17 protein-coding genes and 7 pseudogenes are annotated in these 22,235 nt (G+C 68.3%); 11 read left to right on the top strand and 13 right to left on the bottom strand.

Annotated elements, in window-relative coordinates; all coding sequences use genetic code 11:
- Positions 1–124: 124 nt before the first annotated feature.
- A pseudogene (locus ACZ5Y0_RS35020) lies at positions 125–495 on the bottom strand (transposase family protein); the annotation flags it as partial.
- A 93-nt stretch (positions 496–588) separates the two neighbouring features.
- Between ACZ5Y0_RS35020 and ACZ5Y0_RS35015 the strand changes: the two are divergent.
- Both ACZ5Y0_RS35015 and ACZ5Y0_RS35010 read left to right on the top strand, forming a co-directional pair.
- Positions 589–1,139, top strand: a pseudogene (locus tag ACZ5Y0_RS35015) (hypothetical protein).
- An 85-nt stretch (positions 1,140–1,224) separates the two neighbouring features.
- Positions 1,225–1,434: pseudogene (locus ACZ5Y0_RS35010) on the top strand (IS256 family transposase); the annotation flags it as partial.
- 151 nt (positions 1,435–1,585) lie between these two features.
- On the opposite strand, the gene ACZ5Y0_RS35005 reads toward ACZ5Y0_RS35010, so the two are convergent.
- Positions 1,586–1,888 (bottom strand): hypothetical protein, encoded by a 303-nt coding sequence (locus ACZ5Y0_RS35005; RefSeq protein WP_469132690.1) that lies wholly within the window; start codon positions 1,886–1,888, stop codon positions 1,586–1,588.
- 275 nt (positions 1,889–2,163) lie between these two features.
- On the opposite strand from ACZ5Y0_RS35005, the gene ACZ5Y0_RS35000 reads away from it, so the two are divergent.
- Positions 2,164–2,772 (top strand): GNAT family N-acetyltransferase, encoded by a 609-nt coding sequence (locus ACZ5Y0_RS35000; RefSeq protein ID WP_469132689.1) that lies wholly within the window; start codon positions 2,164–2,166, stop codon positions 2,770–2,772.
- A 361-nt stretch (positions 2,773–3,133) separates the two neighbouring features.
- Here the strand turns inward: ACZ5Y0_RS35000 and ACZ5Y0_RS34995 are convergent, their stop codons facing one another.
- Together ACZ5Y0_RS34995 and ACZ5Y0_RS34990 are read right to left on the bottom strand one after the other, a co-directional pair.
- On the bottom strand, positions 3,134–3,685 hold the full coding sequence (locus ACZ5Y0_RS34995) for an SUKH-4 family immunity protein (RefSeq protein ID WP_469132688.1): 552 nt from the start codon (positions 3,683–3,685) through the stop codon (positions 3,134–3,136).
- A 397-nt stretch (positions 3,686–4,082) separates the two neighbouring features.
- Positions 4,083–4,718, bottom strand: a complete 636-nt coding sequence (locus ACZ5Y0_RS34990; protein ID WP_469132687.1) for a hypothetical protein — start codon at positions 4,716–4,718, stop codon at positions 4,083–4,085.
- A 138-nt stretch (positions 4,719–4,856) separates the two neighbouring features.
- Between ACZ5Y0_RS34990 and ACZ5Y0_RS34985 the strand changes: the two genes are divergently transcribed.
- Entirely contained in the window at positions 4,857–5,312 is a 456-nt protein-coding gene (locus tag ACZ5Y0_RS34985) for an NUDIX hydrolase (RefSeq protein ID WP_469132704.1), read from the top strand.
- Positions 5,313–5,422: 110 nt separating this feature from the next.
- Here ACZ5Y0_RS34985 and ACZ5Y0_RS34980 read toward each other — a convergent pair.
- The 4 genes and pseudogenes from ACZ5Y0_RS34980 to ACZ5Y0_RS34965 form a co-directional block, all read right to left on the bottom strand.
- A pseudogene (locus ACZ5Y0_RS34980) lies at positions 5,423–6,190 on the bottom strand (IS5 family transposase); the annotation flags it as partial.
- Positions 6,114–7,979 (bottom strand): iron-containing redox enzyme family protein, encoded by a 1,866-nt coding sequence (locus ACZ5Y0_RS34975; RefSeq protein ID WP_469132686.1) that lies wholly within the window; start codon positions 7,977–7,979, stop codon positions 6,114–6,116. The gene ACZ5Y0_RS34975 and the pseudogene ACZ5Y0_RS34980, both read right to left, overlap by 77 nt.
- Positions 7,913–8,539, bottom strand: coding sequence for a hypothetical protein (locus ACZ5Y0_RS34970; protein WP_469132685.1), 627 nt, complete (start codon positions 8,537–8,539; stop codon positions 7,913–7,915). Before ACZ5Y0_RS34970 ends, ACZ5Y0_RS34975 begins: the two co-directional genes overlap by 67 nt.
- Positions 8,540–8,755: 216 nt before the next feature.
- The gene (locus ACZ5Y0_RS34965) at positions 8,756–10,834 is read right to left on the bottom strand and encodes a DUF262 domain-containing protein (RefSeq protein WP_469132684.1); all 2,079 of its coding nucleotides are present in this window, start codon (positions 10,832–10,834) and stop codon (positions 8,756–8,758) included.
- A gap of 222 nt (positions 10,835–11,056) precedes the next feature.
- Between ACZ5Y0_RS34965 and ACZ5Y0_RS34960 the strand changes: the two are divergent.
- Positions 11,057–11,287: pseudogene (locus tag ACZ5Y0_RS34960) on the top strand (IS701 family transposase); the annotation flags it as partial.
- A 228-nt stretch (positions 11,288–11,515) separates the two neighbouring features.
- Here the strand turns inward: ACZ5Y0_RS34960 and ACZ5Y0_RS34955 are convergent.
- Positions 11,516–11,653 (bottom strand): hypothetical protein, encoded by a 138-nt coding sequence (locus ACZ5Y0_RS34955; protein ID WP_469132683.1) that lies wholly within the window; start codon positions 11,651–11,653, stop codon positions 11,516–11,518.
- Between the two features lie 269 nt (positions 11,654–11,922).
- Here ACZ5Y0_RS34955 and ACZ5Y0_RS34950 point away from each other — a divergent pair.
- Positions 11,923–12,129, top strand: a pseudogene (locus tag ACZ5Y0_RS34950) (IS5/IS1182 family transposase); the annotation flags it as partial.
- A gap of 223 nt (positions 12,130–12,352) precedes the next feature.
- Here ACZ5Y0_RS34950 and ACZ5Y0_RS34945 read toward each other — a convergent pair.
- The gene (locus tag ACZ5Y0_RS34945) at positions 12,353–13,816 is read right to left on the bottom strand and encodes an endo-1,4-beta-xylanase (protein WP_469132682.1); all 1,464 of its coding nucleotides are present in this window, start codon (positions 13,814–13,816) and stop codon (positions 12,353–12,355) included.
- Between the two features lie 760 nt (positions 13,817–14,576).
- Between ACZ5Y0_RS34945 and ACZ5Y0_RS34940 the strand changes: the two genes are divergently transcribed.
- Both ACZ5Y0_RS34940 and ACZ5Y0_RS34935 read left to right on the top strand, forming a co-directional pair.
- Positions 14,577–15,860, top strand: a complete 1,284-nt coding sequence (locus ACZ5Y0_RS34940; RefSeq protein ID WP_469132681.1) for a DUF6236 family protein — start codon at positions 14,577–14,579, stop codon at positions 15,858–15,860.
- Between the two features lie 615 nt (positions 15,861–16,475).
- On the top strand, positions 16,476–17,357 hold the full coding sequence (locus ACZ5Y0_RS34935) for an RHS repeat-associated core domain-containing protein (protein WP_469132680.1): 882 nt from the start codon (positions 16,476–16,478) through the stop codon (positions 17,355–17,357).
- 24 nt (positions 17,358–17,381) lie between these two features.
- Here ACZ5Y0_RS34935 and ACZ5Y0_RS34930 read toward each other — a convergent pair whose 3' ends face one another.
- Entirely contained in the window at positions 17,382–17,525 is a 144-nt protein-coding gene (locus ACZ5Y0_RS34930; RefSeq protein ID WP_469132679.1) for a hypothetical protein, read from the bottom strand.
- A gap of 354 nt (positions 17,526–17,879) precedes the next feature.
- Positions 17,880–19,481 carry a hypothetical protein gene (locus ACZ5Y0_RS34925; protein WP_469132678.1) on the bottom strand — a complete coding sequence of 534 codons (1,602 nt, stop codon included), beginning with the start codon at positions 19,479–19,481 and terminating at the stop codon, positions 17,880–17,882.
- Here ACZ5Y0_RS34925 and ACZ5Y0_RS34920 point away from each other — a divergent pair.
- From ACZ5Y0_RS34920 to ACZ5Y0_RS34910, 3 genes are all read left to right on the top strand, one after another.
- Complete coding sequence (locus tag ACZ5Y0_RS34920) at positions 19,444–19,899, top strand: zinc-binding dehydrogenase (protein ID WP_469132677.1); 456 nt, start codon at positions 19,444–19,446, stop codon at positions 19,897–19,899. The two genes, ACZ5Y0_RS34925 and ACZ5Y0_RS34920, sit on opposite strands and share 38 nt — an antisense overlap.
- A 5-nt stretch (positions 19,900–19,904) precedes the next feature.
- Complete coding sequence (locus ACZ5Y0_RS34915) at positions 19,905–20,510, top strand: NAD(P)H oxidoreductase (protein WP_469132676.1); 606 nt, start codon at positions 19,905–19,907, stop codon at positions 20,508–20,510.
- Positions 20,511–20,897: 387 nt separating this feature from the next.
- The gene (locus ACZ5Y0_RS34910; protein WP_469132675.1) at positions 20,898–21,551 is read left to right on the top strand and encodes a hypothetical protein; all 654 of its coding nucleotides are present in this window, start codon (positions 20,898–20,900) and stop codon (positions 21,549–21,551) included.
- 51 nt (positions 21,552–21,602) lie between these two features.
- Here ACZ5Y0_RS34910 and ACZ5Y0_RS34905 read toward each other — a convergent pair.
- A pseudogene (locus tag ACZ5Y0_RS34905) lies at positions 21,603–21,845 on the bottom strand (IS110 family transposase); the annotation flags it as partial.
- Between the last annotated feature and the right edge of the window lie 390 nt (positions 21,846–22,235).

Raw genomic sequence — 22,235 nt, 5'->3', positions numbered from 1 at the left:
TCCGCCTAGTGGCGCGCGGCGATGCTACCGGGCGGCTACGACATGTCAGGCCCATTACCTCCGATCACTGGGGCTGGACGTCATACCAGCACCCACCGAGTTGACCTCCAGCGACATGAGATGTCTTCGATCGCTCGGCGACGGTGTGGTCCCGGGTGGGGACCAGGGTGCCGTCCACGATGAGCACGGTGTCCTTGGCGAACCGCTTGCGGGGCTGGAGCGCGAGCAGGGGTCCGAGGTGGTTGATGACTCGGCTGACCGTTGACTTCGAGACGCCGAACAGCGGGGCGAGCTGCCGCAACGTCAGATTGGTGCGCCAGTAGGCCGTGACCAGCAACACCCGGTCCTCCAGCGGCAGACTCCACGGCCGGCCTCGGTGATCACATCTGCTCCATCGCGCCGCAGCGTGGTCAGTAGTCTGCCGAAGCAGCGCGGGCTCAGCCCCGCGAACGGGGCTATCCAGGACGGTTCCGATGCCGTGATCACACTCGCCACATCATGATCATCACTCAAGCCGACTCCATGCCGAGACAATCCCACCGCTACGCTGATCAGGGCAGTCCACAATGCGCAAGACCGGGGGAAACCGTGAACCGACCACTGCTGTTCCTCGTCGTGGACGGGCCACTCAACCCCTATGCGGCCAAGCCGGAGCGGCGTCCCGACGGCTACACCACACTCGGGGTGCCCCGGAACGACGCCCATCGGGACGACAGGGCCTATCGTCCCGACGGCGGCCCCTGCGAGTCTGGCTCAACCCAGAGCATTGACACATCCTGCTCCAGCTCGGCTTCGAACTGTGCTGGGCCACCACATGGATGGACGACGCCAACCGGTGGATCGCACCGGTCCTCGGCCTTCCAGAACTTCCCTTCGTCGCCTTCGGCGACGCCCTGCTCCAAGAACGCCCTGATGGAGTCCACTGGAAGACCGGACCGCTGGTGGACTACGCGGGCGGCCGTCCTTTCGCCTGGATGGACGACGAGCAGAGCGAGCTGGATCAGACCTACGTGACCGCCCACCACCAAGGGCACGGACTCCTCCACCACGTCAACCTGCGGATCGGCCTACGGGAGAACGACTTTCACACGCTCGCCGACTTCGCCCGGTCCCCGGACACCTCACGAACCACCGGCTGAGCACCTCGCCAGCTCTTCAGGCTGCTTCGCACTCGGTGGGTCTGTAAGACGTTCGGTGTAACTCCCGATCATGGAAGTTGCACCGATGAGCAGTGAGAATGTGTCCGGATCCGAGGGTGTCGAGCCCGTGGAGGCTGTGCAGGCAAAGGCCGTGGACGACCAGTTGATCGACAAGCTGGTGGGCCGAGCCCAGGCCGAGGGTCTGCAGCTGACCGGTGAGGGCGGGCTGCTGCAGCAGCTGACGAAGCGGCTGCTGGAGTCCGCCCTGGAAGGCGAGATCACCGACCACCTCGGCAGTGCCGGGATGCCGGTGGGCGGGCACCGGCGGCCGGCTCCTGCCGCCTCACCGGCACCCGGGTGAAGCGCGTGCCACGGCGGGCCAGCCTGGACACACCAGCGTCAGGAAGAGGCGAAGGACGGGAGCTTCTTGCCGCCCCGCGGTTCTCTCAGGTTCCGTCCCAGAGTCCCAGGCGCTTGAGTCGGTGCTGCCGGAGCCGTTCCGAGACGGCGGTGAGGTAAAAGACGAGTCCCATGATCAGCCCGAAAAACACCGCGAGCGCGAAATCGTCGGGTTCCTCCTCACGCGAAAGCGTCAGGAGGAAGAGCGTGAAGGGCATTGCCGCTCCCAGGCCGGCACCGACCGGGTGCCGGGCCACCCACTTCTGGACCCGGGTCGGACGCCGCTGCCCGCCCAGCGCCCGGTCAACAGCCCACAACGCGTCAATCACAGACCGCCGCCGGTTCGCCACGGCAGAAGGATAGAGCAGCTGACCGGTGAGCCTGTGGCCATGGGCGCAGGACAGGCCACCGTTGCCGCACGCAGGGGGTGCGGACCTGTCAACAACAGGGCAGCTCAACGTATGCCCTCGCCGAGGCATCCGAACCGTCGTTGCAAGGCTGCGGACCGGATCGGCCACCACATGCGCCACAGGCCGCACCAAAGGCCGCCGGCCGCCTACGACGGTGAGACCTTCACGGAAGAAACTTGGTGGTCCCGGCCTGAAGACGCCCCTAGCATCCTTCTGTGACCGAAGACGTCAGGACCGCGGGCGACGAGCAGGGCGCAGAAGCAGAAGTGGTGAGAGAGCTTTCCTGGCGGTCCCAGTCCGTCGGTCTCGCGGCTGTCGACGTGGAGGACGCCGGGCTCATGCACGGATGGCGGTCCGACCCGGTAGCCGCCCACCACCTGGGAATCTGGCCACGCTCGCTCACCGCCGTGCGCGAGCGCATCGAGCGCGACATGGAAGACGACGACCGCGACGACTTCCTCATCCTCCCGCCCGACGGCCCTCCTGTCGGATACGTGGCGCTGACCGGCCAGAACATGGTCGACGGCACAGCTGAGATCGAGCTGATGCTTGCCGCTGAACATCGCGGGCACGGCCACGGCACCGCTGCCCTCGACGCTGTGGTGGACCTGGCCTTCGGTGAGCTGCCGATGTACCGGCTCACCGCGGCGACCCACATCGACAACGCCCCTGCACGCGCCGTCCTTGCCAGATCCGGGTTCACCCAGGAAGGGATCAGCCGCGCCGCCTGTCTTCACCGCGGCCGCCGACATGACCTCGCCGTGTTCTCCCTGCTGCGCCCCGAATGGGAAACGCTGAACCGTCCCCGTGCCTGGGACGCCTGAGCCGGCAGAGCATGTGTCCCATCCTCAGCCCGTGCGTGGTGCCGCGCCCGTCACGGTGCCGCATCCGAGCTCTTTCAGCGTGCCTGCCCGAAGCGGCGGCGGTCGAGGCGCTGGGAGGTGCGGCGTGAGCGCCGTGCGGGTGCGGCGGTGTTCTCGGCCGGGGTGGCGGAGAGTGGGGAGAATCCGCCCGTCACGATGACGGGCCGGGCAGGCGCCTGCGCCGGTGCGGTCGTGGCGGCTGGCCGGCCGGGCAGCGCGGGCCAGGTGGCGTTGGGGATGAGCGGGGCGCAGGTCTCGCCGCAGAAGTGTCACGCGGTGATGGTCATCATTGCCCTGGGCAGCTCCTCATTTTGTTCAAGGCTTACCGGATACCTTCGAGGATTTCGTCAAGGATGAGGCTCCATTGCGACTGATCATCCTCGAAGGGAGTCGCATCGAAGGTCTCCACAGTTGCACGCAGTTGCTCGACTTGCTCCTCAACATCGGCGTCGTCTCGTTCCTGATCTTCGAACTTCTTGAACAGGTTCAGGGTGTAGACGAGGGATTCGGTGTCGCGGTGGAGAGGCGTGTAGGCGTTGAGGGGTTCGCCTTCGCCGAATGCGTATACCTTGCCGGTGTGGGGGTCGAGGGCGATGACGGAGGCTGCGAGGTATCCGAGGACGAGCCATGAGTGGCATTCCTCGGGCAGAGGTCCGTCTTCGGGTCGGAACCATTCGGTCAGGAGGACCGACTCTTCCTGGACGATGCTGGCTTGGGACTTGAATGTCTCGTCGTGTGGGAGTCCGACCTGACTGAGGAAGTTTGCGGTTCGTGTGTCGAGTTGGTTGTCAGGGGATTCGTAGCGGGGGAAGTAGACCACGCCGGAGAGTCCGAAGGTGCTGCGGAGTTCGTCGGGTGTGACAGCGAAGCTCATCAGGGGAACCTTTGTGTTGCGCGGCTGTGCCGCGGCAGTGCGGTGTCGCATGCCAGCAAAGCTCGGGGCCGGAGGGCTCGCCACGTGCTGGGTTGCGTGCGTACTGACCGCTCAAGCCTGCTTGTCTTCCGTCAGAGGAGAATCCTCGGGATGGTCCTGGATCCAGGAGAGGCATCTCCGGCCGAGACGCTGACGGGTGCGGGTGCGGGGGTGGCGGCTACGCAGCCCAGGCGGCCTTCAGCGTCATCGATGGGGTCGGACGGTGAGGTGGCTGTCGTCTGGCCGCTGACGTGACGTTGTTCTCCTTCGGGTGGGCGAAGGCGTCTGCGACGAAGTAGGCGGGGTCAGACAGTCACCTGCGTGCGGAGGTTCTTCTGCCGGGGAAGGGCAAGCGGGCTCAATGCCACCGCCATTCGTCGGCCGCGATGCAGTCGAACATGGTGTTGACCCAGTCGTTGGGCCTGCCGAAAACCAGCCGCGTGAGCAGAATGTCGCCAGCTCGCTGCGCTCGAGGGTTCATCCCCAGCTCCTGCGAGCCGATGTCCCCTCCTGTGGTGATCTCGATGCCCCTGCCGGTTTTCTCCAGGTAGGCGGTGAGCTCAGCTGACAGCTCTGAGGGGGGTCGACCTATCAGCCGGATTCCCTCGAAAGTGACCTGGGGTCCGGTCAAGGCGTCAACAGCGGCGCAGGTCAGCCCCATCGGCCCGACGAAGTAGGCCACAACGGCCACTTGGTGGCACGGGGCGCCCACTGCGGCAAATCGCGTGCGCAATTGCCTGAATGGGCCGAACTTGCCGAGCTCCGAAACGGTGTCGGAGGCGAATCCGCATCCCTCCATGGCGATGGTCGCCTCCTCCACGCTCATACCGAAGCGCAGTGGGCGGACCCGCTCAAGTGGCGCATAGTCCCATTGCGCTCGGTCGGATTCGGCTACTACTGCCCACGAGTCCGGCCACACGTCCAGCAGCCCCTTCCAGCGATCACCCGTCATGGATACGGCGCCGCTGACCCTATCCCCTGCGATGATCACCATGATCCGCCGGACAGGGCCCAGTTCTCCTGGGTCGGCCTCTGCGGGCTCAGAGAAGCGGCGTTGTCAGCGGGCTCTGCCAGGGTGTGCGTCGTGGATGAACTGGTGGAGCGTGTCGACGATCAAGATCGTGTGCTGGGGATGGTGGTCAGCCGCCGGCAGGCCATCCGGCAGGGTTGGCTGCACCGAGTCGCCGTGACGGTGTGTCGTGATCAGCGTGGACGGATCCTCGTCCACCGACGGTCGGAGCAGGTATCGCGCTTCCCCGGGCTCTATGAGGTCGAGGTCGGTGGCGCCGCAAACGTCGGCGAGTCCTACGAACAGGCCGCCGCGAGGGAACTGGCCGAGGAACTGGGCATTCGTGCGCTGCCGCGCCTGCTTTTCACTTTCATCAACCGCAGCGGTTTGAGCCCTCACTGGCTCGGCGTGCACGAAGCCGTGGTGCCGGACGCCATGGTCCCCGATCCCGATGAGGTCGCCTGGCATGGCTGGCTGACCGAGCCGGAGCTGCGGTCGGCCCTGCTGGAGTGGCGCTTCACCCCCGACAGCAACGAAGCCTTCAGCCGGTATCTGGCATTCCGGACCGCGCGGGCCTGACCTTGCCCATCCACGCACAGGCTCAGCGTCTGTCGATCTCCTTGGCCAGGTGCTCGGCGTGATCTTCGAGCAGCGGCTTGAGGGCGCCGTAGTAAGGCCGTGTCCTGCATGGTCAGTTTGAGGAGGCGTTTGTAGCAGCAGAGAGCGGCTGCCAGTCCGAGAAGGGCCAGGTAGTTGCCGGGTTTTCGCTCATAGCGGTGGTTGAGGCGGCGGTAGCCGGTCAGCCAGGACATGGTGCGCTCGATGACCCACCTGCGTCGGCCGAGCCGTTCGCTGGAGTCGATGCCCTTGCGGGCGATGCGGACGCCGATGCGCTTGCCCCATAACCATCGCCGCAGGTGAGGCACGTCGTACGCCTTGTCGGCATGAAGGCGCTGGGGCTCGGAGTCGGCTCCATGGAAATTCGTGTCCCATGTGGAAAGGGGACAGCATCGGCTTCAGGGACTGGCTGTCGTGAGTGTCGGCCGCGGAGACTCCGACGCGTAGGGGCAGTCCGTTCGCGTCCGACAGGACGTGCATCTCGGAACCGGGCTTACCCCGGTCCACGGGGCTCGGACCTGTGTTCGCGCCCTTTTAGCGCGCACGTGCGCGGAGTCGTGGACCGCACGGGACAAGTCGACCAAGTTCCGCTCGTTCAGGATCTGCAGGACCTTTTGATGCAGTCGTCCCCAGACTCGCGCACGCGACCAGATGGCGAAGCGGCGGTGCACGGTCGACTTCGACGCTCCGAAGCACGGCGGCAACGCCCGCCAGGCGCAGCCACTGACCAACACGTAGATGATCGCGGCGAAGACCGCCTCATCATCGATGTTGGCCACCCCGCCACCTTGCGGCCTTACCCGTGCCGGCGGCAGCAACGGCCTCGCAATCTCCCACAGGCCGTCCGGTGTACCACCATCCGAGGGGGGCGGACTCCACGAGCGAGGTGCGTTCGGCGCCGCTGCCGGTGTCGCCCGCCGGCGTACGCCCGCAGAGCACGGCAGCGATCGCGACGAGGTGGTCGGTGGCCACGACGTGTGGCCCCAGCCTGCGGGCGACGCGGGCACTCGCCCCGGTGGCATCGAGGAGGTAGCGCATGACGACCTCGGTGCCGGACAAGGACACGCGCCGCAGCTGCCCGACGCGGCTCACGGCGGTGACACTGTCGTCGTGACGGCGCACCCCCGCCTCGCGGGCGGCGTCACGCAACGAGACGTCGAAAGCGCGCCGGTCGAGAAGCCAGCCCGGGCCGTAGGGGCCGCCTTTGAAGTCGGACGCCGTGAGGGTGCTGTCTCCCCAGACGGAGCGGGTCCCGTACCACGGCTCGTGCCCGTGCGACACGCCCCTGTCCAGGATGCCGAGCCTGTCCAGCAGCGGCCGTGCGGTGGGTGCGAGGCTCTCTCCGACATGCCATTGGCGAGGTGCGGCCGGTGCGCGAGGACAGCGTCGGCACCGGTGGCCGCCAGGGTGAGGGCGGCGGCACAGCCGCCTGGACCGGCGCCGGCCACCAGAACGTCCGCGTAGTCGCCCCCACGCGTCAATGGATCGTTTGCCGTTGATGAGCGGCCGCAGCGGGTTGTCGGCATCGGTGGCGGCCTGCGCGGTGGACATGCTCACCCGGCTGAGGGGAGCTGTTGCGTCGGGCAGCGGGCAGCCTGCCTCGACCCAGTCGCAGACGATGTCGCGTACCGGCTTCGGCACCGGCAGGTCCTTGGTGAGATCCGTGTGATCCGCCCGGTCGAAGATCGCGTGGACGAAACTCCCGCCGGGCTGGGATGAGGCCTCCCGCTCGGCGGGCGGCGGACCGCCGCCGCCGGTGCCGGCAGCGGCGTCGAACAGGGCGTTGGCGGGATGGGCGATCGCGGCGAGCAGTACCGGGGCGGGCTGGAGTGCCCACCAGGCGACAGGCCTCTCGACGAGGTGGTCGGGGTCGCCGGGCTGCGGGCCGATGAGGGTGCACGCGTCGGACAGGTGGGCGGCCGGTCGGGCGCGCACCGCGTCCGCCAGGAGGACCATCGCCTCCAGCGGGGAGTACGCCCGCTCCTGCGTGCGCTGCTCGACCAGCGCGCGGATCCAGTCCCGCCAGAGTCCGGTCACCTCGGTGTCGGAGACCTTGTACATCGGACCGTCCCAGGCCAGGAGCCGGAAGAACGCGCTGGCGTCCGGATCTCCGGGGCAGACCCAGTCGGACTCGCTCAGCGCGTTCAGGAGTCCCTCCGGGTCGGCGAACCAGTCGTTGAGACAGGTACCGGCGAGCTTCTTCCCGTCGTGGTCGAGCGCCGCTCTCGACGCCTTGTCCCGGATCGAGGTGAGCAGGCGCTCCTCGGCCCTGGGCGGTGTGGTGAGCCGTGCCACCAGTTCCTCACCCAGGTTGCCCGTGCTCTGGAAGGCGACGTAGCCGTTCCAGATCCGCTCCCACTGCTGCTGGACGGCTCGTTCGCCGCCCAGGGTGTGGACCTGGTCGAGATGCTGCATCACGGCCTCTCGGGCCAGGGCGCCGTGCCCGTCCGCCGCGTTGTCGATGCCGATGTGCATGCGGAAGAACCGCGAGTCGATCCCGAGGTGGTCCAACAGCTGCGCCACGGGCGCGACTCCCAGGACTTCCCATTCGAGGAACAGGGTCATGCCGAGAAGCTCGGACACGTACGCCTCGGGGTGAGCGGAGATCGCCAGCTCGAACGCCGGCACGGTGTGGGCGGAGTCCAGGAGATCGGTGCGGGCAGCGAAGGCGTACGAGTCGACGGACGGCAGGTAGATCCCCAGCTGTTGCAGCAGGTGCGGTAGAGGTTCGAGTGGTTCAGGGCCGGGTTGCCGTCGCCGACCTCCTCCTTCCAGATCCGGAAGAGCAGAGCGTGCACCTCGTCGATGGGCTTGCCTTCGGTGAGGTAGCGCAGCCGGACACCGTCGAGGAGGTTGAAGGGGGCGAGCTGCTTGAGCCGTTCGAGGACGGAGTCCCGGGTGCGGAAGACCGGCTCGATGTCCGGGTCCGCCGGGTCGTACGCCTCTGCGTCCTGGGCAAGGCTGGTGTAGATGAGGTCGAGACGCTCTTCGAGGTTCTCGCGGGTGTAGCGGAAGGGGCGCAGGGTCTGCGGGGCACTGGGACTGCGCTGCGTGGATACGGCCGCTCTCAGAACGCTGTCCACGCATGCCCGTGAGGCCATGACCTGCTCGGGGAAGCGGTCGGGATGCTGCGAAGGCCCCTGGCCGCCCTCGGCATCACCGGATGAATCCGGACAGACGTCGATCATGCAAGGGGACCCTGACTCGGCCCTGGAGATGCTCACTCCGGTCGAGTACGAACTGCGTGCAGCACCTGCAGGCACTCCTCCATCGCGCCGTGCCGTCCCGCGGCCCACCGACGAAGACTTCACGGCCCTCGGTCAATGGCTGCGGCTGGATTGAAGGATCCTCACGACGCCCCGCGGAATCCATCCGTCGAATACTCGCCCCGGCGCGACGGCGGATCAGGTGATTTTGCGGGCGGACAGCGGGCTGGAGCCGGGGACGACCCGTAGGCCGGGGACGTTGTCGCTGTTGAGTCTGGCGTTCACCGCGCCGGCGCTGATCTCACCAGCCTCGTACTGGCTGGTGCGGGCCGCCACGATCTGCGCGACCGTCAGGACGCTCCCGACCGGGAGACCCGCGAAGGCCTCGCGCATGTGAAGGGCGACGTCACGGCGGGCCTGGGGCACCTTGACCCTCGCCGGCCTGGCGACGGGTGTGTTCGTCTGTGCCGCCGCCCCGGAGGCCGAGAGAGGTGCGATTGGGAGAGCGGGTGCGCCTCCCTCCGGACGCTGCCAGCGCCGGCAGAACGCCTCCGTCAGGTGGTCCGCCCGGGCCACGATGGCCTCCTCGTCCCACTGCGCAGGCAGGGAACGGTTCAGGGACAGCGCGCTGTGCTGGAGGATTTCGGCGTGCTTGCGCTCCCAGGGGCCGTTGGAGACCGCCGGATTGAGCCTGCTGGTGAGCAGGGTCAGGTTCCCCAGGGTATGGACGAGTGCCTCCCGGCGCTGATGAGCCTCCACGCTCCCGCGGCCCGCGTCGTCGGGAAGCGGCCAGTGTGCCTCCCACGACTGGGGCAGCAAGTGCTCGATCGTCAGTTCTCCTTCATGGACGATCCGCTCGGTTTTGCCCGAGTACAGCGTGGCCTCCAGCTCGGCCAGCACCAGCCTCAACCGGGCGCGGGTGAGGTGCTTGTACAACGGTTGCGAGCGGAGGACGTACTGGATGTCGTGATCGCGGGGCCAGTAGCCGGAGTCGGCGTCCTGCCGCAGCAGGAAGTCGGTCACCACCGCCGGGTCGTCCTTGGCCTTCAGCTCCTTGAGCAGTTCCAGGAAGAGCCGGTTGTAGTTCTTCGTCGTCAGACGGCAGACCGTGCGGCGCACCAGGTAGGAGTCCAGGGCCCTCATCGCACCGGCCCGGTCGTCCTCGTCGAAGCGGGTGACCAGCCACAGCAGGACGGGCAGAACGGTGTTGGCGTCCAGCACGCCGACGGTGCGCAGGACCCGGCCCTCCGGGGTGGCCGGCTGCTCCTCGGCCGTCAGCTGCCGGTAGGCGCCCGCCCGGTCCACCATGCGCCGCATCAAGTCGGCCAGGGGCGACTCGGAGTCCGCGACGTACCTGCGGAAGGTCAGGAAGAGCTCGGGAGTCAGCACCTCCTCGGCAAGCTCGCAGGTGAGGTACTGCGTGAGGAAGACATCCAGCCGAGGGCGCTTCAGCCTTCCCTGTCGTACCTCTTTGCGCCAGTCGGGCGTCTCGAGCCGGGCCCACACGTCCCGGTAGAGCTCCTCCACCGGAAGCCCCTGTTCCTCCGCCTTCTGGAAGACGAGGTTCTTAACAAGGTCGGAGGCCTGCAGCGGGGTGCCGCGGTCGTTGAGCGCTTCGAAGATGACCTGGGCGTTGTCCTCGGGCTTGAGATCGATGACCACGAGCTCGAACTTGTCGCGCACCACGCGCACCAGGGCGTCGAAGCCCTCGTCCGCCGTGCTCTCGTAACTCAGTTCCTGTGCCCACTCGAGGGTGCGGTCGCGGAAGAACCAGTACGCCTGGACGATCGCCGGGGCTCCGGGAGCGGCGGGGGCCGCCACGTCGGCGGCCCGCCGCAGCCGACCGTCCACGATGTCGCGGAAGGACGCCCGGTCGATGTGGGTGGGCCACACCTTGTAAAGGGCGTGCGGGTCGTCGGCCATGTCGTCGTCGTTGACGGTGAGCTTGGCGAGCGCGCGCACGTACTTGTCGTGGACGTCGAGTTCCCTCGCCACGTCGCGGATCGCCGCGAGGAGCACCTGCAGCGTCGTCAGCCGTTGCTGGCCGTCGATGACCTGCCGGGCGGGCATCGCCCCCGTGGGGGTCGGCAGCTGGTCCAGGACCACGGCGCCGAGGAAGTGCGGATGGACCTCGTCCCCCGCCAGCCTCCGGCGGACCAGAGCGGTGACGTCCTCCCACAACGGCCGCCAATTCCTGTCCTCGGACCAGACGTACGGTCTCTGGAAGACCGGTACGACAAGACGCCGGTCCGGTCCGAACAGTTCGCGCAGCGTCATCGATGCCGCATCCACCGCTGCCCCCGTCTCTCGTTTCCCCGCCTGCCCCGTCGACCGGGACAAGCAGGCAGCGGCCGGATGTCTCGTCCTTGCCCGACTGCCGCTGTCCCCGCCTGCCATGCCTGAAAGGCCGTCAAGATCTTACCGAGTAACGCTCTTCTCCGTCCTCTCCGCGCGAGGAATGCCCGGGCCCTCTTGCCTCCTGCCGCTGTGTCCCGGCGCTTCCAGGCCGCGAAGAACGAGTGCGGCCCGGACCAGTACGAAGTCCGCCGCTACGTCGGCTGGTATCGGCACATCACGCTGGCCATGCTCGCGCACGCCTTCCTGGCCGCCACGGCACACCAGTCTTGGGGAAAAGGGGCACAACAGGTGGGACAGTCGGGGCCATCGAGCTCACAGTGGCGGAGGTTCGGCGACTCCTGGCAGCGTGTCGTGTCCGGCCCCCGCACCTGAGCGGACGCCGAGGACGACATCACACGCTGAGCTGGTCGAGCTGGCGCCGCCGACGCCAAGCAGTCGCCGCCGCTGTCACTACCAGCGGCGTTGTTGCACGATCGAGGGGCGGTCTCCGTGAGACCGCCCTCACACGACCAAAGTCCCGCTACACTCCCGCCACCCGGTGAAAGGCCAGGTCAGACGGCGAAATCCGGCTGGAGTACCAGCCGGTACAGGCGACGCGGGTCAGCGCTCGCGGATCGTCGCGGTCGCAGCGACGGTCAGGGTGTGCGCGGGCAGCGTTGCCCGGCCTTCGGTCATCGCCCGGTACATGCGGTGGACGCCGTCGATCAGCAGGATGGCCGAATGGCCGCCGACCTCCATCGTGGCGATGATGACCGGCTCGTTCAGGTCGGTCTGCAGGGCGTGTTCGGCGTTGAAGGCGGATTGGTCCGGGCCGAAGACCGGGCACCAGCACGCGCCTTATTGCCCGGCTGGAGCAGGCTCAGGTGGCAGGCGGCTACCCAGTCGGCATCAGAAATCTGTACGACGGCGCGGGGCTGTTCTTTCAACAGGTTGTAGGCCCTGCCGATGTTGAACACCCGGATCCGTAGCGGAACGCCTGGGGGTGGGCAGCGGGGGTCAAGGCCCCGGTCCGCACCCCGTACTGGGGCCGCTGGGAGACGCTGTCCGCCGGGCAGAAAGCCGTCAACCGCTCCCCCGCGAAGATCCGGTCCCTGGTCGAACAGGCCGTCGCCACCCTCGAGACCTGGCGACTCCTGCGCAAGCTCCGATGCTCGACCACCCGGATCACCAGCCTGGTCCAAGCCGTCCTCTGCCTGCACCTGGCCAGCTCAGACCGAGGATGGAGAACGCTCACTGCTCATCGAGGGGTGCCTGGCGGGCAAGGAACTCCTCCAACGCCGCTTTCTGCTTCGGATCCATGAAGAGGTGGCCGACGATCACCCCCGCAGTGATCATGATGCTGACCGGCAGGAGTCCGTCACTCCCGGACCACACCAGCCCCGCGAGCTGCGGAATCAGGATGAAACGGTCCCGCTGGTCGTTCGCGGTGTTCGCTACCTATCCAGTACCTGAGCGGCGAGCGTCGTCCAGGACGTCACGCAGTGCCCAGTAGGCGGGTTTCACCTCGTACGTCGCGTCCCAGGGGAGAGCGTTTCCCGGACTCGGGGGATAGTGTCGCAGGTCAGCCGTGGAGCCGTACTTGTCGGTGAAACCCCAGGTCGAGAACGAGGTGCAGTTGGGTTCTTCGCCGCAGACTGCGAGTTTCCCCGCCAGCTGGCGGGCCTGGATGTCCTCTTCGTCCTCGTCGACGAGGACGTCCGCCTCCGAGACCCGGGCCTTCAGGCCGAGCCCGGCCAAGGCCCGGACCTTGCGTCGGAAGACCTCGGGGTCGGTACGGTCGCCGACGGCGTACTCGTGGTCTTGGAAACCGACGCCACCGATCGGAACGCCCCGCTCCTTCAACCGGATCAGCAGCGCGTAGAGGGCATCCCAGCGTGGACCGTCCTCCTCCACCCCGTACTCGTTGAGGTACAGCACCGCGCGCGGGTCGGCCTCGCGGGCAGCATGGAAGGCGATGTCGATGTACTGCTCACCCATCGCTTCGAACCACAACTGTGGCCGCACGCCCCGGTTGCCGTTGGAGTAGTCCTCGTCCTCGTCGGACATGGGCTCGTTCACCACGTCCCATTCCGCCACCTTCCCCCGGAAGTGGCCCGCTACCGCGCGTATGTGCTCCACCATGACGCGCCTGCGTTGCTCGTGCGTCATCTCGGCGCGCATCCATGCGGGCAGGGCTTCGAACCAGACGAGGGTGTGGCCGTGCACCTTCATCCTGTTGGCCTCGGCGAAGTCCACCAAGGTATCGCCTTCCGCGAACGCGAACACACCGCGTCTGGGATGGACGAACTGCGGCTTGAAGTCGTTCTCCGGCGTAAGCATGGAGAACTCCTCACCCGCCGTCCGGCGGTAGGCGCTGTCAATCAGCAAGGGGCCCGCGGCCAGGGCGGTTCCCATACGGATCGGGCGTGGGAGAGCCGCCGCCAGATCACGCATCGCATCGCTGGACCGGGGTACTCGCAGGCCAGGCGCGTCCACGACGGACATCCGGCCCCGGCCCAGTGACTGCGCGTGGAGATCGCTGAGGGTCCAGCCCTTCCCGCGGGCTCCCGCGTCCGCGCCGAACCAGATGCGGCCGTGTCCGAAGACGTCCCGCGCGGGAACGGTCCCCACGACCCTGCCGTCGGCCTCCAGCACAAGCCTGTTCGCGCGGACTTCGACGGCGAGGCGGACTTCGGGCCCCAGGCCGCTCCCGAAGGTCCGGGTCATCGCGGGTCTGTCGGAGTCCCCGTCCCAGCGGTCGATCCGGAGGCTCCCGCCGACCACGCCGATGCGCACGCCGCGCCGTTCGTAGCGCCATTCGTCGTAGATGACCGGCGTCTCACCGTACAGATGCAGGTAGGCATCCGTGTCATTCGCACGCCGCAGGCCGGCTTCGATCCGGACATCCCCTCGGAACACCATGTGGGGACCGCGCAGGTTCACCGGTGGGTTCGGCTGTCCGCCGGTACCGTCCTGGCGTGTGACGCGCCGGTCGAGGGGGGTGACCCGTACCCCTGCGTGCGTGGGCTTCGCGCCGGCGAAGTGAGCCCAGTCCCTGCCGTCCAGGAGGTTCTCCACAGGTCCCCGCACGGGCGCGGAGGTGCCGGCACGGTCCCCCGAGACACCAGCGACCAAGGCACACACAACCGCGATGACAGCGCTCTTCTGAAACCGCATGAACAGCAGCGCTCCGTATCCTCAGTCCGTCTTCCGACGGTATCGCCGCCCTCAGCCACACCGCCGCCGAGCACCGTCCTCCCCGGCCGCGGCAAGAACGGTCCCAACCGATCGCGCCGCCCCCGCTGTGACTGATCGCCATTGTCTCAGGTGCGAGTGAGGACCCGTCGGCCGAGGAGCGTTCGGGAACGACGGCCGCAAAGCGGTCGGTACGTACGGCCTCTCGCCACTCGTCCGGCAGCCGAGGAACAGACCCGCCAGGAGGGCGAGCTGGTCGCCGAGATCCGGCACCTCCACGACGCGTCGCGGCGGGCCTGCGGAGCCCCGAGGACCACAGCCGCGCTGAGTAGCAGTAGCCCCCGGACCGGCGCCGCCTGACAGCGGCAGCCGAAAGCGGCGAGATGCTTGCACCTGCCCACCGGGCGGCCCTGGACCTGAGCGGCGTGCGCCTTCCGTTCGGCAGTTCTGGCAACACGGGATTGTTGCGCATTACGGTGGCCCGGGCGTGGCTGCCGTACTGGCTGCCATCGGGGAGGAGAAAGCCTTGTTACCGCATATTGGACTTTACTACCCATACATCCATTTCCGGGATGAAGGCTGGCTGAAGACCGCAGCGCTCTACTGGCGAGAGCTGGCGCGAGTCGTCCCTGAGGATTATCGCCTGTCCGATTCCAGGACTGCCCGTGTCCTCGCCCAGGAGATCGGCTTCGTCACGAACTTGGGGCCGACCTCCGCGGCACGGCAGGTGGCGCCCATGTTCCTGGACCTGCTCGACCGTTACGCGGACGCACTACGAGCTGCGGGATACGGCGTGTCGGAGTCATGGGAAGAGAGACACAGCCACAGTGCGGCGCTCTTTGATCCCGCGTCCCCGCATTCGCTCAGAGCCTCATCCGGTAGCAACCGCTCCATGCGCCCCTCTCAGGCCCGGGCAGCAGCCGCCTACTGGGAGGAGTTCACCCCTGAGGTACGGGAGGCGCTGTTCGCCGCCGGTCTCGCCACTGACGGACGTCGTGCTCTCGGTCTCCAGGCAAGGCGGTCCCTCATGGAGGGACGATGGGTCACCATGAACGCCGCGCTCGCCTGGGTGTACAAGTGCGCGTTCACCGAGGCGCTTGCCGCCCAGGGCCGGTATACGCCCACGACCGACCAGCCCGACGCCCACCTCGCGTCAAACGGCTGGAACGCCGACCGCATCGCTGAGGTCCTCCTGCGCACACCCGTGGCTTCCGCCTCGTCCCTTCCGCCCGCCCCTTCCGCTGATGTCGTCGGCTTGCTGGCCATCCGCATCGCCGTCCCGGCCGATCTCAGGGACGTGCCCGTCGAGAAAATCGTCAAGCTACGCAAGGACCACCGTGACGAGTTCGCCGCGTTCACCAGGACAGTGGCGGAGACGGTAGACCTGCTGCAGCAGGAACTGGCCGGGGCGACCCTGCCCGAGGCACGCGAACGCTACCTGCACATGGCGGTGGAACAGCGCTTCGAAGCTCCCTTGCGAGCGCTGCGGGCGGCCATGAAGGGACAGGGAATCACCACCGTCTACAGCGCCCTCAACGTCAAGTTCGAGATCCCCGCGCTGGCCGCCGCGGCCGGTGGAGGCGGCGTCCTCGCCGGTCACCCACTGCTCGGCGGTGCGGTAGGCGCAGCCTTATCCCTCACGAGCCTCCGCCACACCCACGTTCAGCAGACTAAGGCCCTGGAGGCACAGAGCCCGGCTGCGTACCTCTTGGCCGTCCAGCGCGGCCTCACACCGCCGTCCCTCCTCCGCCGGATCACCCGCTTCACGTGATGCGCGACAAGGCGGGGCGCTGCCAGAGGCTCTTCTCGAGGGGCGAGCCGGCCCGGGCCACCCGCCTTTCGCCGGCCGACGGTTCCGAACTGCCCTGGCTCGATGACCAGTGTGACGTCGGTGTCGATGCCTGGCAGCTCAGCGCCCCTTCATGATTCGGAGCCCTCGGCTGGCGCTGTCACGTTGTCGGGGTGGGTACCTGACGTGGTGCCAGGGTGTGGCTGGCCCTCGCCCTGTCGGGGGTCAGCGGGAAGACCGCTGCCTCGTACATCGCGATACTCCACAGGACCGTGTCGGCGATCCCTTCCGCACAGCCGTCGCCGCTGACGGCCTGGACGGAAGCCACCGCGGGCCGGGGCGGACAAGCATGCCGAATCTGGCGCCCAGGCTGGTGGTAGTCGCGCCCACCACGGCGCCCACCAACCAAGGCCGTCGAGACCAAGGACGGCTCCACCACCGCCGGCTGGGCCCACTGCTACGACAAGGCCAGCAACATCACCGGCCGCTCCACCGGCACCAGCCTTCCCGCCTGCGACAACGCCCAGTCCGTCCGCGAGTACAACAACGCAGGCGAACTGACCTCACTCGACGGCAACACCGGCTTCGGCTACGACGGTGACGGAAACGAGACCTCCGCAGCATCACCCACCGGCAGCCGCTCCGGCGGCCAGTGGCCCCCCCTTCACCCAGCTGTCCGACCTGACGGCCTCCGGTGCTGCGTCGAACTACACCTACGCCGGACTGGACAACAACGACCGTCTCACGCGCGGCAGTTCGACCTTCACCAACGCCGCGACCGGCATGACGCGGGAGAACTCCACCGGTTTCGTCCGTGAAGCCTCGGGCACGTTGACAGCCATGACGACCGGCGGGGCGAGCCAGTACTACCTCACCGACGTCCAGGGCAGCGTCATCGGCCTTGTCGACGCCGGTGGCAAGCGCACCGCGACCTACAGCTACGGCCCCTACGGCGAAGCACGCACCACCACCGGCACCAACCAGCCCTGCCGCTACACCGGCACCTACCTCGACCCGTCCGGTCTGTACAAGATGGGCGCCCGCTACTACGACCCCCAGCTCGGCCGCTTCACCCAGCCCGACCCCTCCGGCAAGGAAAGCAACCCCTACGCCTACGCCGCCAGAGACCCCGTCAACCGCATCGACCCCAGCGGCCTGGACTTGCTCGGGTTGTCCGGGGGTGAATGGCTCAGCCACGGCGGCCAAGCGCTGGGGTTTGCCTCCGTCTTCACACCCGGCGGCGCGCTCGTAGCGGCCGGCCTCACCGCTGCATCGATCGGTATGGAGGCTGGCAGGCGGGGCCATGCAAGGAAAGAGCGGGTCTTCGATTGCCGCCGGAGCTCTTGTGGGTGCGGTAGGCGGAAAGGTGGGAGTCGGAGCAAAGCTGCTCGGCGCTTCCAAAGCAATGGATCAGGGCATCGGCGTGGCCTACTGGGCCATGGGCGCGGGTGCCGGCCCATTCATGTGACCGGCTTGTGACAGGCTGAGGAGAAGAACATGTCATCACCGCTTGCTCGTTCCGGCGCCGCTGTCGGGGGCAGCGTCGGAGCCACCATAGCCATCATCATCATCGGGCTTCTCATCTTCGCGATCCTCACCCTGCGGCGCCGCAGGAGAGGCGGAAAATGATCCGCAGGTGTTGGCCATCGCGGCGACGTCCTTGGCCAGCTCGTCCCACCGACCCTCACGCGGGGGCCGGGGAAGCTGCTCCTTCCGGTCCAGGTCGTCGGACTCGGCCAGGTTTGCATCTGCAGCACTTTTGAGGTCAGCAGGCCGGGCGGGGCACCGAGATGCTCATGCAGTCGCGTCCACACCGCACTCGGGACACGCCTGTGTCCGCTCCGCAGCGATCTGCGATCCCATTCCCCTGTCCCCACCCTGGTAGCACCTCGGAGGCGCCCACGTCCCCTGCCGAATGCGGGCGGGAGGGGCGGCTTGCAGGCGCAGCGAATGGGATGGCGGGCTCCCCGCACTGCCCGAAAGGAACCGGAAGCCGTCATTTCAGTGGGCGCCCCGGTGTCGTTCACCGGTGATCGCGCCGCACATCGGTGATCGCGTGGTACGAGAGGGCGGTGGGTGTGGGACCCGGGTCTTACGACGTTCCTCTGCGCCAACGTACAGCCCGGCGGACGTGCCGGGCAGCCGGGCGGCGTATGCGGGGTCCGGGTCCGCGTACGCGCCGGCCAGCCCCTCGAGGGCGAGTGCGACCGCTCGCGGGTCGCCTGTCCGGCGTGCCGCGTCCAGTCCTTGCAGGTGCAGCCTCTTCGCCTGAGGCACATTGCCGCGCTGCTCGGCGACGAAACCGAGCTCCGCCAGGATGAGGGCCATGCCGGAATCCACTTTCTTCTCGCGGTTCCACTCCAGCCAGGGAAGCAAATACGCCTCGGCTTTCTCGAGGTCGCCCTGCCGACGGGCACCCAGGGCGAGTCCGGTTACGGCGAACTGCTCGGCGGGCCGGTGCAGTTGTGCCGCGGCCAGGCGTCTGGCCCGCTCGTGGTACGTGGCCGGGGCGGTGTAGTCGCCGGTGAGCAACGCGATCCTGCCGAGCCTGGACCATCCGAACGAGACGTCCGTCCACAGCTGGAGTTCCTCGGCGACGCGCACGCCGTCGCGGTGCAGACGGGCGGCTTCGGCGTAATCACCGGCGATCTCGGCCAGTACGCCCAGCTGCTCGCCCGCCCGCAGTTTCCCCCGCCCCTCGTCGAGCTCGTCGAAGCGCGCCGCGCTGTCCACGGCGTACCGTTTGAGATCCGCCAGATCGCCCCGGTACAGGGCCTGGGTCGCGCGGGTGCTCTGGGTCGCGGCCATGCCCCAGCGGTCGTCGGCGGCCCGGAACTCGGCCAGCAGATCCTTGGTCAGGTCTTCACCCGATGGTTCGCCGAAGCCGCACCGGGCGAGGGCCAGAAACAAGCGGGCCCTGGCGTCCGCCCCCTCGTACTCCCTGTGTTCCTCGTACTCCGGGTACTCCTCGTCGAGGGTGTGCCGGTGTCGCGTGGTGTCGCCTGCCGGCAGCGCGAAGGCGGCCTGGCGCGCCTGTGCGCTGCGCCGGGCCGCGTGGAAGCCCTTGTGGCGGGCGGCGGCCTCGTGGTCGTCGGGGGCACCAGGGCCCAGTGCCATGGCGAACGACCGCCGGGCCTCGCCGAGGCGGCCGCGCAGGAACCAGTACCAGGCCAGCGCGTTGACCTGGCGTACTGCCAGCTCGGGATCGGCATCCGACGGGCCGTCCGCCACGCTGTCGCTGTCGGTCGCGGCCGAGGTATCCGTCGTGTCCGCCCCGGTCCCCGCCCCGAACGCGGTCTCGGTCCCCGCCCCGGTCTCCGCCTCGGTCCCGGCCGCGTAGGCGAGTGCGGAGCGCAGGTTGGCGCTGTCGCTGTCGAGGCGTCGCAGCCAGTGGCGCTGCTCGGGGCCGTACAGCCACGGCTGTGCCCGCTCCGCCAGCCGGACGTGATGAAGCCGGTGCAGGCGGCGGGCGAGCCGCGTCTCACCGGCCTCCTCCAGCCGTTCGAGGCTGTACGCGGCAACGGACTCGAGCATCCGGTAGCGGGGGCCGTCCTCGCTGTCCACCATGGTGACCAGCGAGCGGTCCACCAGGCGGGTGATCACGTCGAGGACGGTGCCGGCGGGTACGTCCGGCCTGGCCCAGGCCGCGCCCGACGGCATCGACGTCTATCTCGACAGCGTGGGCGGCGGCCATCTGCGTGCGGCGATCGGCCCGATGCGCACCGGTGGCCGGATCGCCCTGGTCGGCGCCATCGGCGACTACAACGCCGCCACACCGCCCGCGGGCCCCGACAACCTCTTCCAGGCGGCGGCCAAGGAGTTGAACCTGCGCGGCATGCTGGTCAGCAGCTACTTCCACCTCTTCCCCCAGTGGATCGAGCGCGCCGCGGGCTGGCTCGCCGACGGCACGCTGCGTACTCAGCAGACCGTGTTCGAGGGGATCGAGCAGGCTCCGGCCGCCTTCCTCGGCATGATGCGCGGCGCCAACACCGGCAAGATGCTCGTCCGGCTGGGCGGGTGAGGACCGTGGCACAGCGCGCCCTGCTGGTGCTCGCCCACCCGCGTACCGACTCCCTCACCGCCCAGGTCGCCCACCGCGCCGGGGAACGCCTGACCGGGGACGGATACACCGTCGACCTGCTCGACCTGTACGCCGAGGACTTCGCCCCCCGCACCGGCCCCGAGGACGAGCCGGACTGGGGGAACCAGGACAAGGAGTACTCCGCCGAGGTGCGGTCCCACATGCGGCGCATCGACCGCGCCGACGTCATCGTGGTGGTCTTCCCCGTCTGGTGGTTCGGACTGCCCGCCATCCTCAAGGGTTGGATCGACCGGGTTTGGAACTACGGCTTCGCCTACGGCCGGAGCCGCCAGCGCCTGAGTGGCAAGCGGATGCTCTGGCTGGGCCTGTCCAGCCACCCGCGCGAACGGTTCGCCGAGTTCGGCTGGGACACCGCGATCGAGCGCCGGCTCAGGGTGGGAATATCGGAGTTCTGCGGCATCGAGGACACCACGGTGGAGTTCGTGTACGACTCCCTGAGTGCCGGCCCGCGCGGGCTCACCGCGGCACAGACGGCACTTGCCGCGTTCCTGGACGCCTCTGCCGGACGCCTTCCCAGCGCTGGTCGGTGAAAGATCGCTTCCTGCCGGCATCCGCCCCTCAGGTTTCGAAGAACGAGTGCGGCCTGGACCAGTACGAACTCCGCCGGTATACGGCCGGTACGGCACATCACGTGGTCCATGCTCGCCCACGCCTACCTCACGGTCATGTCGGCCGACGCTACAGGAAAGGGGGTGCAAAACGGTTCCGGCGTCGTGGCTTCGCTCACCGTGGCAGAAGTCCGCCGGCTCCCTGGAGCTTCGCATCAGGGGGCACTCGGCGAAGGACTTCCACCGGCGCCCGCGCTCACCCACTACACTCCCCACGGCCCTTCTGACCGGGCCGGTAAGCGAAACGCTGCGGGAGTACCAGGCCATGCGCCGGTCGGCCCAGGCGCAGGGTCCCAGGGGGCGGGGAACATGATGTCCGTAGAACGTCACATAGCGGGGATGCTCCGGCAGATCGCCCGTCAGCAGGCCATCGTTGAGATCGCCCCCCAGGGCTCCACGCTGAAGGCGGCCGCCCTGGCGCACGTGGCGGAGCAGTACGGCTACACGTACGGCACGGCGTACAGGACCGGGTTCAAGAACTCCCTCGTCCAGGTCCGGATGTACCGGGACCCGCGGCCCGACGCGCGCGTCCGCGAGGCGGCCACCATCACCGCCCATCCGCAGGCGGGCAACGGCGGGACAGTGCCGGGGCTGGAGCAGGGCTCGCTGAAGCCGCTCCCCGAAGCGGTCGGTGCCGTGGCCGTGCTGAAGGACCTCGTCACCTTCGACGTCATGGCCCAGTACGTCGCCGACCGGAAGCAGAAGGCGCTGGGCTACCTCGCCTGCGCGGTCCTGACCGTCCTCATGCTCATCGACAGCTCGCCAGTCGAAGCGGTCGCCTCAGGCGGGGCGGTCGCGCTGCTCTTCACCGTGGCGTTCAAGGTGGGCGCGATCCGCCGCGAGAGGATCGCACAGCGGCTGACGGACGCCGGGTTCCTCACGGTGCGCGACGAACACGGCGCCCAGCGGTTCCTGCGCCCGGGGCAGCAGTTGCCCGGCCACACCAACCCGTTCGCCGCCTGAGGCCCTGGGCCGGACAGGCTCCAGCCAGTAGAAACCTTGCCAGGCCTGGATCTGCAGCAGAGCCAGGAGCTGGTGGCCGAAGGCGTCCTGGAGGGCCGGGAGTTGATGGGCGTACCGGGAGCGGAAGATGTCCCGCGGGCGTGTGGTCCCGGTATCGAAGGCAGGGGTGCGGCCGCTGCGCCTGAGGGCGGCGCGCAGCTGGGCGAGGGTGAGTTTCGCCCCCTTGGCCGGGGCCGGGACGAGGATGCGGACCTTCCGGGCGTCTGCCCAGGTCAGGCCACCGTCCTCGCTGCGCCCTCCCCCGCTTCTCGAGGTGGCGCCCCGGGGTGATTGAGCCGCGTGATGTCTGATCACGTGTCCTCGGTGAGTTTCCGCAGCGATCGCAGCAATTGCGCGCGTTGCGCCTCGTCGAGAGGTGCGAACAGGTCCTGCAGCACGCCGATCGACAACTGTCGCCCCTCCGCGAGTGCGGCATGCCCCGCCTCGGTGAGAACGTGCTCGAGGCGTCGCCCGCGGCCTGTGGACCGGGCGATGAACCCACGATCCCCGGACGCAACCTGGGCGGCGATCGACCCGTTCCTGGCACGGTCTTATTGGCTCTAACAAAAGCCGTTGATCATGTGACTGTCGGCTCGCTGGATCGTTGGTGTGGTCGTGGGGAAGAGACAGTCGCGGCCGTGGATC

This window comes from Streptomyces sp. NPDC033216, assembly GCF_055577115.1.
This window is presented reverse-complemented; position numbering and strand designations above follow the sequence as displayed.

Bases quoted from the DNA above. Each gene is read 5' to 3' on its own strand.
- ACZ5Y0_RS34995 (WP_469132688.1), bottom strand. From the start codon at position 3,685: ATGAGCTTCGCTGTCACACCCGACGAACTCCGCAGCACCTTCGGACTC.
- ACZ5Y0_RS34990 (WP_469132687.1), bottom strand. From the start codon at position 4,718: ATGGTGATCATCGCAGGGGATAGGGTCAGCGGCGCCGTATCCATGACG.
- ACZ5Y0_RS34985 (WP_469132704.1), top strand. From the start codon at position 4,857: ATGGTGGTCAGCCGCCGGCAGGCCATCCGGCAGGGTTGGCTGCACCGA.
- ACZ5Y0_RS34970 (WP_469132685.1), bottom strand. From the start codon at position 8,539: ATGATCGACGTCTGTCCGGATTCATCCGGTGATGCCGAGGGCGGCCAG.
- ACZ5Y0_RS34965 (WP_469132684.1), bottom strand. From the start codon at position 10,834: ATGACGCTGCGCGAACTGTTCGGACCGGACCGGCGTCTTGTCGTACCG.
- ACZ5Y0_RS34955 (WP_469132683.1), bottom strand. From the start codon at position 11,653: ATGGAGGTCGGCGGCCATTCGGCCATCCTGCTGATCGACGGCGTCCAC.
- ACZ5Y0_RS34945 (WP_469132682.1), bottom strand. From the start codon at position 13,816: ATGGTGTTCCGAGGGGATGTCCGGATCGAAGCCGGCCTGCGGCGTGCG.
- ACZ5Y0_RS34930 (WP_469132679.1), bottom strand. From the start codon at position 17,525: ATGGCCAACACCTGCGGATCATTTTCCGCCTCTCCTGCGGCGCCGCAG.
- ACZ5Y0_RS34920 (WP_469132677.1), top strand. From the start codon at position 19,444: ATGGTGACCAGCGAGCGGTCCACCAGGCGGGTGATCACGTCGAGGACG.
- ACZ5Y0_RS34910 (WP_469132675.1), top strand. From the start codon at position 20,898: ATGATGTCCGTAGAACGTCACATAGCGGGGATGCTCCGGCAGATCGCC.